Here is a 12,736-nt window from a genome sequence, read left to right on the forward strand (position 1 = left end):
TGGAATACAGTTGCTACAAAACACGCAAGGTTATTGAGCTGTGGCGGTTGCCGAACCTGAATTTGCCCCTGCTGTTGCCGAACCTGTATTGGCATTATTGCTATTATTGCCAAAATTGACCGTTGGGGCGGTGCTAATGGCTTGCTCATTTTCCACGCTAAAATTGGCTTTGGTCTGCATACCAAACACTTTGGCGGTTAGGTTGGTTGGGAACTGGCGAACCGTTGTGTTATAGCCTTGCACGCTTTGAATATAGTTGTTACGAGCGACCGTAATGCGGTTTTCGGTGCCTTCTAGCTGAGCTTGTAGGTCTTGGAACATACCGTCCGCTTTGAGCTGTGGGTAGTTTTCGGTGACCATCATCAGCCGTGATAAGGCAGATGTCATGCCTGCTTGGGCTTCTTGGTATTGTTTCATGGCGTTGGGGTCGTTTAGGGTCTCAGGGGTCAGCTGAACGCTACCAACACGAGAGCGGGCTTGGGCGACTTCGGTCAAGACTTCTTTTTCGTGTTCGGCATAACGCTCCACCACCGCCACAAGGTTTGGCACAAGGTCGGCACGGCGTTGGTATTGGTTCACCACTTCCGACCATTTGGCGTTAGTGTCTTCGTCTAGGGCTTGCAAGTTATTATAACCACAACCTGATAGGGTCAAAGTACTGGCAAGCAGGGCTGATGTGATGAGTTTTTTCATAAATTGCCTTTTGAATATAAAATAAAAAGTTATGCTTATAATAAAGATTTGTCTGTCAAATGCAAGTAAAAAAATGTAGCTTGCCTTTAAATAGTTGGAATTTACAAAGTTTTTTGCCGTCATTTTATATTAAATTTATCTTAAAAATAGCAACAAAAAAACTTAATAAAACCAAAAAATTGTAAAAAACATTAAAAAATTGTAGATTTTTTTAAAAAAGTATGGCAAATTGTGAACACTTAAATTTTTTGGCTCTGGTTCAAAAAGTATGCTACAAGGAAAACCGTTCGTGGTGAGCTTGGGAAACCTAACGGTTTTCCTACCCTTCGACAGGCTCAGGGCGAACGGAAAACCTAGTTCAGCATACTTTTTAGACTACTACCAATTTTTTATTTAACGTATCTTAGCTCGGCTTAAAATGTTCATTGATTGATAATTTTTGATTTTTCAACGAGACAGACAAAATGCTTGCGGTTTGTTCTACCAAATCAATCAATCGGCTAAGCTGAGAGTTAATTTTATTTTACTTTTTATTTGTCATGATTGCAAACGCATAGGGAGCGATGACTATGAATGAGATTGTTAATTGGCTAAACGGGATTATTTGGAGTCCTGCCTTGATTTATCTGTGTCTTGGGGCAGGGCTATTTTATTCCATCATGACCCGTTTTGTGCAGTTGCGTCTGTTTGGCGAGATGGTACGCCTTGTATTTAACAAAACCAAAAGCGATGACGGGATTTCGTCCTTTCAGGCATTTGTGGTGGCACTTGCCAACCGTGTGGGCGTGGGTAACATTGCAGGGGTGGCGGCTGCCATCGGCTTTGGTGGTCCTTCGGCGGTATTTTGGATGTGGGTGGTGGCATTTTTGGGAGCGTCCACCGCTTACGCTGAGAGTACATTATCACAAATCTACAAAGAGCGAGACCCCATCACAGGGCAATACCGTGGCGGCCCTGCCTATTATTTTGAAAAAGGCTTGGGACAAAAATGGTACGCCATACTCTTTGCCGTGGCGATGATTATCTCCTGTGGCGTGTTTTTGCCAGGGGTGCAAGCCAATGGCGTTGCCAGTGCGGTAACTCGCATCACAGGCGAAGGCAATTTGGTTAATTTCTTAGGGCTAGAAGTCGGCACGCTACGCATCGCTGTCATGGCGGTTGTTGTTGTGGCGGTGGGCGTGATTATCCTAGGCGGTATCAAGCGTATTGCAAGCTTTGCTGAGATTGTCGTGCCATTTATGGCGGTCGGCTACATTGTGCTTGCCCTGCTTATCATGGTCATGAACCTTGACAAAATCCCTGCGGTCTTTGGGCTTATCATGGGCGATATCTTCAACCCAATGGCAGGTTTTGGGGCGGCGATTGGCTGGGGTGTCAAGCGTGGCGTTTATTCCAACGAAGCTGGTCAAGGTACAGGCCCACACCACTCGGGGGCTGCCGAAGTAGACCACCCATCTCAGCAAGGTCTTGTACAGGCGTTCTCTGTTTATGTGGATACGCTTATTGTGTGTACGGCAACTGCCTTTATGATTTTGACCATGGGAACTTACAACGTCCAAGGCACGCTTGAAACAGGGCAGTTCATCGTCCAAAATATCGATGCTGGCGTTGAGATTGGCACACCTGCCTTTACTCAGATGGCACTCGAGACGACTTTTGGGGCGTTTGGTAATTACTTTATTGCTGTTGCCATCTTCTTCTTCGCCTTTACCACGATTTTGGCATACTATCACATTGCTGAGATTAACGTGGTGTATTTGTCAAGATTTTTGGGCAAACAAGCTCAAAAAACAGGGTTAATGATTGCCAAAATCATCATTCTTATCATGGTGGGCTATGGTGCGTTGAACAGTGCTGGTGCTATTTGGGCATGGGGCGATGTGGGCGTGGGCATGACTGCATGGCTGAACATCATCGGTATCTTGATTATGTTCTTTATGGGGTCTCGGGTTACCATGCGAATGCTTGCCGACTATGAAGCACAGCGTAAATCGGGTCAGCGTATTACCTTTGACCCTGCCAAATTTGGTATCAAAAATGCCACATTCTGGGAAGAGCGTCTGCGTCAAAATGACAGACAAGACAGCTAACATCCATACAAACAAAACCGCTCAGCTTGGGCGGTTTTGTCATTTTATGGCAAATCTTACAGACTTAGCCTTAACTATGATAAAATTTGGACTGTGTTCTATCTAATTGACAAACATGCTTAAACTGCTTTATGCCATTTTCCGCTTAATTATCATTATCAGTCATTGCTTTGTGTTTACTGATTATTAGGGCGTGCCTGCCCTTTATAACACAATTTAAATTTAGAAATACTGCAAAAATAAAATGATGTTTTTGCATGAAAAATTGATTAAAGCTACTTCACGCTCAACTTAAAATGATAACTTATTGATTATTTGATAATTATTTTTTGGATTATGGGGGTAAATTATAATTTTTCCCTTGACAAATCAATCACTTGCATAAAGTTAAGAGTGGGGTTTGAAGTTTTAAACTTTCATCTTATTTTATAAAAATGCTGTCAATGTTCAACATGCCCCAGCGATAAATCCATTTAAAAAGGCAAAAATATGCACCTATATATGATAAAACTCGGAGCAACCCCAAAAGGGCGACTCATAGAACAGCACGACATCTTTTTTGGTATTGGCAAGAGTGTGGCAGAGCTGATTCCCCATTTTGAAAAGGCATGGGCGGACATCAAGGATATTTGGCACATTGACGCTTATCGTACAGTGAGCCGTGTCGGTGGCTATCGGGTGCGAGTGGTGGAGCGTGAGACGTTTGTGGATAATGGGCTACACTTGTACTTTATTAACATGGGTGGTTATAAGGCAGGCGAATTTGAAGAGTTTCATCACAAACTTTTGGTGGTCGCTCATGACATAGCAGGGGCGATAAGCCTTGCCAAACAAAGCACTTTTTATCAAGAATTTGATGCAGGTGGGCGTGCGGTGTCGCACATTGATGACAAACATGGCGTGGACATTGACGACATTCACAAGGTGTCGGACGTGTTAAATGACGAGTTTAAAGCCAAATACGCCCTACAAATAGAGCCGTGCGATGATGATGTGGCGGACGAGATTGTGATTGGTTATTTGCCAAAAAAGCTGTTTTATCATTCATGATTTTTATAAATAATTGATATATAGTAACATTTTTACCTCTATTTATTGCTATAAAGTTACGAGATGTCTTTTTTATGGGTTAAACGGAACATACAGGCAAAATTTGGGCTATAATGCCATTTAGCATTTTAATGCACGACTGTTTATTCCCTTAATTTCATCTCATAGGACACATCATGTTAAGCCTACTCTTGCCATCAGCGTACTTGCCTTAGCTCTGTCTGCTTGTACCACCACCCAACACGCACAGCACGACCACCACACTCATGGGCACGCTCATCATGACCACCATCACGGGCACGACCACCATCATCACGACCACGCACATTGGGGCTATGCTGTCAGTAGCGTACCACCAGAGAACTGGGGCGACATCGAAGTAAACCGCCTATGTAAAACAGGTTAAGAACAATCACCCATCAACATCGACACCGTGGTTAAGCCACGCCCTGATGGCGACGGCAACTTTAACTTAGCGCCTAACTACACCGCCAGCGACTTTGAAGTGGTCAATAACGGTCACACCATCTCTTTTAATGCCAAAGACGACAAAAACACCCTAAACGTCAATGGCGTAGACTATAAATTACTACAATTCCACTACCACGTACCCAGCGAACACACTGTGATGAATGCGTTTTATCCATTAGAGATTCACTTTGTTCATCAAAATGCCAATGGCGGTCTGGCGGTGATTGGCGTATTGGTAGAAAAAGGAGCAACCAACATCAACCTTGGCAAAATCCTAACCGACCTACCCAAAGATGGTAAATACACAGGCACATTATCATTCTTTAATATCGCCACCATCATGCCCACCAACAGCCCCACCTATGCCTATAACGGCTCACTCACCACCCCACCTTGCTCAGAGCAAGTACAATGGCTACTACAAGCCAAGCCAATCACTGCTGACAGCGAACAGCTAAATACCCTTGCCAAGCTCTACAACGGCAACAACCGCCCTGTACAGCCCCAAGGCGACCGCACGGTTCATATCGTAGAATAACAACTGCAGGGCAATCGCACTACAAAATTTTACATGAAATTGATTAAAAATCAAGCAAATTTAGTATTTATAGTTAATTTTATCTAAATATATTTTTAATAAATTATTCAAAATATAATTGGTTTGGTGAGTTTTTAAATAATTTGTGTCTAAAAATTGCCAATTTCTTCAAAAACATAATTTTATTTGCTAGAAATTAAATATAGTGCGATTGCCCTGATAACAATTGGCAAAATGATTGGCAATACTCGCCAAACATGCTACAATACCAACGCCCGAGTTTTTACTTGGGCGTTTTTAATTTATCATTATTAAAGAACACCATCATGACTCATCACGCCCCACGTCGTCCTTTTACCCCTGCCATCATCTCGGCTGATTTTAAGGCTTATCCTGCTGATTTTATCGTCAAAGAGCTGATGGATGTTGATTTTAGTGGTCAAGGCGAACATTTGTGGGTGCATGTCTGTAAAGTCGGCATGAATACCGCTTTTGTCGCCAAACTGCTAGCAAACTGGGCAAATATTTCCATACGTGATGTTGGCTACTCGGGATTAAAAGACCGTCATGCCCAAACGTACCAATGGTTTAGCCTAAGACTGCCTAAGCGTGGTCTGCCCACAACAGATTTTGATGAATTCATCAAGGAGTATCTAAAAGAGGGTGAATGTCTGACACTCATTGTCCATCATTGGCATGACAAAAAACTACACCGTGGCACGCACAAGGCAAATGCCTTTACCATCACGCTAAGACAAGTGACAGGCGAGATATCCGCCATCAATGCACAGCTTACTCACATCAGGCAGGCAGGCGTACCCAACTATTTTGGCGAGCAACGCTTTGGGCGTGATGGCGATAACATCAATCAAGCCAAAGCCTTTTTTGAAAAAATACTCTCATCTGCCAAGCCTTACAAGCCCTTTAAAAAAGACATGGACAAGCACAGCCTATATGTGTCATCCGCCAGAAGTGTGCTGTTTAATGCCCTACTTAGTGAGCGAGTACGGCTTGGCAGTTGGGATAAGGCGGTGGCAGGCGATGTGTTTAACCTAGACGGCACAGGTTCTATTTTTTGTGCTGACATTGACAATGAAATCATCAGACGAGTGACAGAGCAGGACATTCACCCCACTGCCCCACTTTTTGGAGTGGGCGAGCCAAAAAATACCGATGAGAGCCTACGCATTTATCAGGCGGTATTGGCACAAGATGAATTTGAGCTTATCAAAAATGGACTGTTAAAAGTCGGGGTCAAACTTGCTCAACGTCCTTTACGCCTAAGGGTTCATGAGTTAAATTGGCAATGGCATGATGACAGTCTAACGCTAAACTTTGAGTTGCCCACTGGCAGTTTTGCCACCAGCGTGCTGTTTGCCTTGTGTGAGAATTTGACTAAAAATCATTAAAACCGCTCCCACACCCCCACCTGCTCTGCTCTGGGTGTGGCGACTTGTCCGAGCTTTCGCCATGGCATGTTTGCCCCGTGAAAATCCGACCCCACCGACACCATGAGCCCATGCCCTGCCACACATCTGTCTATCATCGCTCGGGTAGCTGTCGGCTCGCTAGGACTGGGTAGTTCAACCGCATGCCCGCCCAGCATGGCAAAGTCAGCAATGAGCTTACGCACACGAGTGGCGGATAAGTGATAACGAGTGGGGTGAGCCAATACCGAGATGCCACCACACTCATGAATGAGTGCAATCGTCTGTGCCATGCTTAGGCTATCAATGGCAACGTAGGCAGGCTTATTGTCCGCCAGATATTTATCAAAAGCCTCCTGAACCGTCTTTACCACATCCATCTCAAAGAGTACGCAAGCGATATGAGCCCGTCCTACCGCTTTGGCATTGCCGTTTGCCTTATCTAACACCGCTTGCCATAATGCTTGCTCATCAATATGGGCAAAATCCGCCATATCTGTCAATATCCCTACCATCTTTACCACAATGGCATGACCACGAGTTTCCCGAGAGTTTTGTAAATGGTTAAGTTTGTGATTTAATCGTTCTTTATCCTTAAAATCAAGAGCGACCACATGAATGGTCTTGGTTGTGGATTTATTTTTGCCATAGCCACTATTCATCTGATGATGACAACTAATCTCCACCCCATCAATCAAACGCATGCCCAGCTCATCCGCCATCTGCCATGCTTCATCAATGCCAGCGGTGGTGTCATGGTCGGTCAAGGCAAAAATCTCAATGCCCATCTCATGAGCCAATTTGACTACATGGGCAGGGGTCAATGTCCCATCAGAGCAGGTGCTGTGACTGTGTAAGTCCACTTTTATCATAGATTATTTATCTCATTTTACCGTCAAACAAAACAAAACCCCACCAATGGCAGGGTTTACACAAAGAGCATATTACTTATTGTGCTGTTGTGATTTTAGGTAGCTATTCACATCAATACGTGTTTTAACCTGTGGGGCGGTCTGTGGCTGAGCCTGTGCTTGCACCGACTGGGGAGCTTGCTGTGGCTGAGCCTGCTGTGCTTGTTGCTGACTCTCTAAAGCACTGACATGACCTGCCGGAGCAGTTTGTAAGTTCTGAATCGGGGCTTGTTGTATGGTCACTTTTGGACGGTCATCCAAGGTCAAGCCTGTGGCAATGACCGTGACATGAATCTCATCGCCCATGCTCTCATCTTGGACATAGCCATAGAAGATATTGCCTTCTTCTAGGTCAGCAATCGATGACAACGCTTCGGCAATCTCTTCGGGTTCACTCATCATCAGCTCAGCTGCGGTAATGTTCACCAACAGCCCTTTGGCGTTTTCAAGGCGAATGTCATCAAGCAGTGGCGAGCGAATGGCTTTCTCGGCAGCTTGTCTGGCACGGTCATCACCACTGGCACGACCGATACCCATCATCGCATAGCCTTTGGCAGTCATGGCAGTACGCACGTCTCTAAAATCGGTGTTAATCACTACGTTATCCGCCGTATCCACGATTTGTACCAAGCCACTCACCGCATGCAGAAGCACATCATCGGCTTTTTTAAGGGCATCTGTAAAAGAGATTTGCTTATAAATCTTTAACAGTTTTTGGTTGGGAATGGTGATGATGGCATCAACCAACTCTGTCAGCTGGCTAACACCATCTTTGGCAGACTTCATGCGTTTTTTGCCTTCAAAGTCAAAGGGCGTGGTCACCACAGCAACGGTCAAAATACCCATCTCTTTGGCAATGCGAGCCACCACAGGAGCAGCACCTGTACCTGTGCCACCGCCCATGCCTGCGGTAATAAACACCATGTTGTAGCCATCTAACATTGAGTGGATTTCGTCTTCGTCTTCTTCGGCGTAACGGCGACCTTCTTCGGGGTTGCCACCTGCACCCAGACCTTCTGAACCAAGCTGAATCTTATGTGGCACGGTCAGATTATCAAGGGCAGTACGGTCAGTATTGGCAGCAACAAACGTCACGCCATTAATACCTTCTTGCACCATATGTTCCACGGCATTACCGCCACCACCGCCCACACCAAACACGATAAAACGGGCTTTACCGTAATTTACTTGACCATCATCTGTGTCAAGACCATATTTAGACATTTGTTTCTCCGAATTCTTTTATCATAGTGACATAGAAAATATTTTGACATTATAACACCAATTCACCCCATATTAAATAGCAGGGTGAGTGATTGGCTTGAAATAAGCCTTTAATGGACAACGGTTGGAAGTTTTATAACAATTCTTTTAACTTATCAAGCCATGATTGACATCTTTTTCCGATACGCCCAAACAATCCAAGCCCGTCCATCTCACCAAATTGCCCACGCTCATCACGAGCATACTGCTCACTTTGATAATACATGAGTGCTCCCAAAATGCTGTGCAACTTAGGGTCGGACAGGTGTGTTTTTAATAAACCAATATTTTCATCACTCATCATCTGTGTATGTACTGATACTTTGGTGTTAATATCCATTTGACGCACGCTCACGCCAAACTGCCTTTCTATCAAGCTGGACAAATCTCTCATGTCCGCCCCACCGCCAGCCAACACCACGCCCATATCCATGAACTGGTCTAGTCCCCTGTCGGTCAGCTCATCAAAAATCTCATGTAGCAGTGCCAGATAGCGTGCTTCAATAACGCTGGCAAGTTTGTACAAATGCACGGTCAGTTCACTGTCATGATGGCGTTTTTTTAGGGTAATAAAATCGCTTTTGCTTTGCTTAGTGGCGTTCGCTGAGCCGTGATGTTTCTTTAAAGATTCTGCTTCAAGCAAGGTCAGCCCAAGCGTGCTGGCGATGTCCATGTCCACCAGTTGCCCACCCACGGGCAGACAGCGACTATATAACAACACACCTTCTTGATACAAACACACCTTGGTCAGTGCCGCACCGATGTCAATAAAGCACACGCCACGCTGTTTTTCATCAGCACTTAACGCATACTCACTACTGGCTATCCCATCAAAGAACATGGGGTGGACTTCCAAGCTGTTAGATGTCAGCAAATCCTTGATTTGGGCATAGAACATGCTAGGCACGCTGACGAGATGATAGCTTGCCGTCAATTTACTGGCGAGCATGCCCACCACTTCTTTGGCATCTTGGTCGTCATTGAGCCAAAAACGTTGCTGGCACAGCTGAACGTCTTTATGCTCTTTTTGACCCAATCTTGCTTTGGCTTCATTTAAAATATCTCGGACATCATCATGCGTTATCTTACGCCCAAGTTTGCCCCCACCTGTGGGCTGTTGTCCTGTGATGATTTTATCATGAATGCCATTTTCGCCTTTCATGGAAGGGCTAGCAAAGGACAGACCCACATAAGAAACTTGTACGCCTGCCATGTCAATGGCTTCACGCACAGATTTGTGGATGGCACTTAGCAAATGCTCCCGATTGACGATTTGACCACCAAAAAAAGCATCCGTTTTGGCGATACCCAAGCCCATGACCTGAGTTTTTTTGTGATGCACGTCAAAATAGCCCACAATGGTATAAACCGCCGTGGAACTAAGATGAATCACCGCATGAATGTCAGAATCGGGTATCATATATCAAATTGGGGAAATCCCCGCCCTAAAAACAAGTAAAATAGATTGCCAAAACACTTGCCTTAAAAATCTATCAAAAATAAATCAAATCTTAAAAACACAAAGTTAAATACGCCCCAAATCAGCCTTTACTTTTTATTTCGCCACGCAATGGAAAACCCATTTTTATAACGCAAATCCACCGACTGCATTTCATGAATGCGGTTGGCAAATCGCTCTTTTAACACCACCGCCAAATGATACAGTTTTTGCTCGGTATTTTCATCATCCACAACCACCCGAAGACCGTTATGAAAACGAATAATCCAAGTGTTACGAGATGTCAAAATCAAATCATTAACTGTCAGACCAAGGGGAGCAAAACGCTCATTGACATAACGCATTTTGTGCATGATGGCATTTACATGAGCGACCGACCCATGCACAGTCACCAAATCTTCATTCATGAGTTCGCTTGTATTGGCGGGCTTGAAAACCACACCATTAGCATCTAATAAATCCTGACTGCCAAAATTAGCAATGGGCTTACGTGGCACAACTTCCACGACGATACCACGGTGCCAATCTCGCTTGACTTTGGCATACTCCACCCATGACAGCTTCATCAATTCATCATGAATCTGATGTAAATTACCCCCAAAAAAAGGAAAATCACCCAAAGGTAAAACCGCACCTGTCAGCGACTGACGCTCAAAGGCGTTTAGATTTGATGACATGATGTAAATGGGCTTAGCAGGGCTTTTGCCAATGGTCTGCATGGTAAAAAAACCGATGATAAATAGCAAAACAAGCGTCACAAAAGCAGATTGCCATGATTTTGACAAGTATTTATCATCATGTTCTGCACGCTTATCATCAATACGATTAATACGGTTTGATGCCATCTCTGTCACGGTTCTGCCCACCAAAAAACCCATCCACACTAAAACCTAACCCATTATGTTCATCATATGCACATTTGACAGATTTTAATCAAGCAAGGCTAAAATTTGTGTATTTTACCTTATTTTAATGTGCTTTGAAAGTAAAATTCATCGCTAGGTAGCTGTTTTTATATGAAGTCACTATTTATCTTGTTGTTTGTATTGCCTAACAAGATTATCATTGCAAGGTTTGTGCCAAAATCTTCACACACAAATCCGCAAATTCAATCCCTGCCTGCTTGGCTGCCATCGGCACCAGACTGTGGTCGGTCATACCAGGGACGGTGTTGATTTCTAGGACATATAGCTTGCCGTCATCGGATTTTAAGAAATCCACCCGAGACCAGCCACGCCCACCCATGGCAGAAAAGGCACGTTTGGCAAGCTCGCCCATTTCACGCTCTTGCTCAGGCGTCAAGTCAGACGGGCATTGATACACGGTGTCATCACGCAGGTATTTGGCTTCATAATCATAAAATTTGCCCTTAGGGATGATACGGATACTGGGCAGAACATGTTCACCAAGCAGTGATATGGCATACTCTCCGCCCATCATTGCTTTTTCTGCCAAAATCTCGCCATGATATTGCTTTAATTTGGGATAAATCTTTGCCAAATCACCTGCTTGCTCAACCATAAACACACCCACGCTAGACCCTTCGGCAGCAGGTTTGACAAATAGCGGTAAACCAAATTCACGCTCCACGGCAGCAAAATCGCTGTCATCGTGCAAAACCACATAAGGCACATTTGGTAGCCCGAGCGACTGCCACAGCAAACGACAGCGAAATTTATCCATGGCGATGGCAGATGCCAAGACACCACACCCTGTATAAGGCAGATTAAAGCCATCAAGCACCCCTTGTAAACTGCCATCTTCGCCAAAAGTGCCATGCAACACATTAAACACACGGTCATAGGCACGCAAATGAGATATGTCGGTATCAGCAGGGTCAAAATGATGGGCATCCACCCCTTTTGATAATAAGGCATTTAGCACTGCCATGCCACTATTTAGCGACACTTCACGCTCGCTACTAAACCCACCGCAAACCACGGCAACTTTACCAAATTTTGTTACATCGTTCATAAGTTTTTCCAAAATTAAATCAAACTGTAAGATGCGTACAACGCACCATTATTTAAAAATATGCCATTAAGGGTGCGTAATACGCACCTTACTCAAATTGCACAAAGTTAATTGTTGGTTAATTATCAAACCAATTTTCAATCATCAAACCGTCAATCGCCTTAAAATCGTCCACATTGCGAGTTACCAAAATGGCGTTATTAGCCAAGGCAATGGACGCAATTTGACTGTCGGCAAAAGACAAAGTTTTGCCTTTTGCTCGGCATTCGGCACGGATTTTGGCATGAATGTCGGCACATTTTGGCGTATATTCATACATTGGCATGAGTGCGACTTGTTTTTTAATAAAAAACTCAACGTCTTTTTTGCGTTTGCCGTCTGGCATACAATAAAGCCCATATAGCAATTCATGCCAAACGGTAATTGCCAAAATCATCTCATCTAAATGCGTACGGTATTTTTGCACCACATTTTCACAGCGATCGACTTTGGTAATTTCAGACAAAATATTATTATCGGGCAAAATTAACTGTTTCATTCAAAACTCACTTCTCGCCCAATATCATTTTTGTCTCTTAAACTTGCCAAAAATTTATCATAATCATCATCGCTCATTTCATCATCATCAAATTCACCAATCATTTTTTGATGAAATTTTTCATATTCCAAAAAACTTTTTTGCAACTCGGATAATTCATTTTTTTGAATGACGGCTTGCTCTTTTGTATGTTGAAAAGTCGCTATCCAGTCAATCATTTCTTGTTGCATGGATATTGGCAATGATTGGATATAATTGACCGCTTGATTGATACTGGTAATAGGCTGTGTTTGCATATTCACCCCCTTGTATTATAATACCT

At 44.0% G+C, this 12,736-nt stretch carries 12 protein-coding genes; 4 read left to right on the forward strand and 8 right to left on the reverse strand.

The window, feature by feature from the left end; all coding sequences use genetic code 11:
• Positions 1-30 precede the first annotated feature (30 nt).
• A complete protein-coding gene (locus tag B5J94_RS12885) occupies positions 31-693 on the reverse strand; it encodes a LemA family protein (RefSeq protein WP_062501729.1) in 663 nt (220 codons plus the stop codon).
• Between the two features lie 569 nt (positions 694-1,262).
• Between B5J94_RS12885 and B5J94_RS12890 the strand changes: the two genes are divergently transcribed.
• From B5J94_RS12890 to truD, 4 genes are all read left to right on the forward strand, one after another.
• A complete protein-coding gene (locus tag B5J94_RS12890; RefSeq protein WP_062501270.1) occupies positions 1,263-2,783 on the forward strand; it encodes an alanine/glycine:cation symporter family protein in 1,521 nt (506 codons plus the stop codon).
• Between the two features lie 489 nt (positions 2,784-3,272).
• On the forward strand, positions 3,273-3,833 hold the full coding sequence (locus B5J94_RS12895) for a DUF1543 domain-containing protein (protein ID WP_062501268.1): 561 nt from the start codon (positions 3,273-3,275) through the stop codon (positions 3,831-3,833).
• Between the two features lie 418 nt (positions 3,834-4,251).
• Positions 4,252-4,842, forward strand: a complete 591-nt coding sequence (locus tag B5J94_RS12900) for a carbonic anhydrase family protein (protein WP_079364178.1) — start codon at positions 4,252-4,254, stop codon at positions 4,840-4,842.
• A gap of 326 nt (positions 4,843-5,168) precedes the next feature.
• Complete coding sequence (gene truD, locus B5J94_RS12905; protein ID WP_079364180.1) at positions 5,169-6,251, forward strand: tRNA pseudouridine(13) synthase TruD; 1,083 nt, start codon at positions 5,169-5,171, stop codon at positions 6,249-6,251.
• Here the strand turns inward: truD and B5J94_RS12910 are convergent.
• The 7 genes from B5J94_RS12910 to B5J94_RS12940 form a co-directional block, all read right to left on the reverse strand.
• Positions 6,248-7,141, reverse strand: coding sequence for a PHP domain-containing protein (locus B5J94_RS12910; RefSeq protein WP_062500291.1), 894 nt, complete (start codon positions 7,139-7,141; stop codon positions 6,248-6,250). The genes truD and B5J94_RS12910 overlap by 4 nt on opposite strands.
• A 72-nt stretch (positions 7,142-7,213) precedes the next feature.
• Positions 7,214-8,404 carry a cell division protein FtsZ gene (ftsZ, locus tag B5J94_RS12915; RefSeq protein WP_062500289.1) on the reverse strand — a complete coding sequence of 397 codons (1,191 nt, stop codon included), beginning with the start codon at positions 8,402-8,404 and terminating at the stop codon, positions 7,214-7,216.
• 133 nt (positions 8,405-8,537) lie between these two features.
• The gene (ftsA, locus tag B5J94_RS12920) at positions 8,538-9,863 is read right to left on the reverse strand and encodes a cell division protein FtsA (protein WP_062500287.1); all 1,326 of its coding nucleotides are present in this window, start codon (positions 9,861-9,863) and stop codon (positions 8,538-8,540) included.
• A 128-nt stretch (positions 9,864-9,991) separates the two neighbouring features.
• The gene (locus tag B5J94_RS12925) at positions 9,992-10,747 is read right to left on the reverse strand and encodes a cell division protein FtsQ/DivIB (protein ID WP_079364181.1); all 756 of its coding nucleotides are present in this window, start codon (positions 10,745-10,747) and stop codon (positions 9,992-9,994) included.
• A 217-nt stretch (positions 10,748-10,964) separates the two neighbouring features.
• Positions 10,965-11,876, reverse strand: a complete 912-nt coding sequence (locus B5J94_RS12930) for a D-alanine--D-alanine ligase (protein ID WP_062500285.1) — start codon at positions 11,874-11,876, stop codon at positions 10,965-10,967.
• A 118-nt stretch (positions 11,877-11,994) separates the two neighbouring features.
• Entirely contained in the window at positions 11,995-12,414 is a 420-nt protein-coding gene (locus tag B5J94_RS12935) for a type II toxin-antitoxin system VapC family toxin (protein WP_062500283.1), read from the reverse strand.
• Positions 12,411-12,710, reverse strand: coding sequence for a hypothetical protein (locus B5J94_RS12940; RefSeq protein WP_079364179.1), 300 nt, complete (start codon positions 12,708-12,710; stop codon positions 12,411-12,413). Before B5J94_RS12940 ends, B5J94_RS12935 begins: the two co-directional genes overlap by 4 nt.
• Positions 12,711-12,736: the final 26 nt, after the last annotated feature.

The sequence above is a fragment of the Moraxella lacunata genome, assembly GCF_002027545.1.
Lineage (GTDB): Bacteria > Pseudomonadota > Gammaproteobacteria > Pseudomonadales > Moraxellaceae > Moraxella > Moraxella lacunata.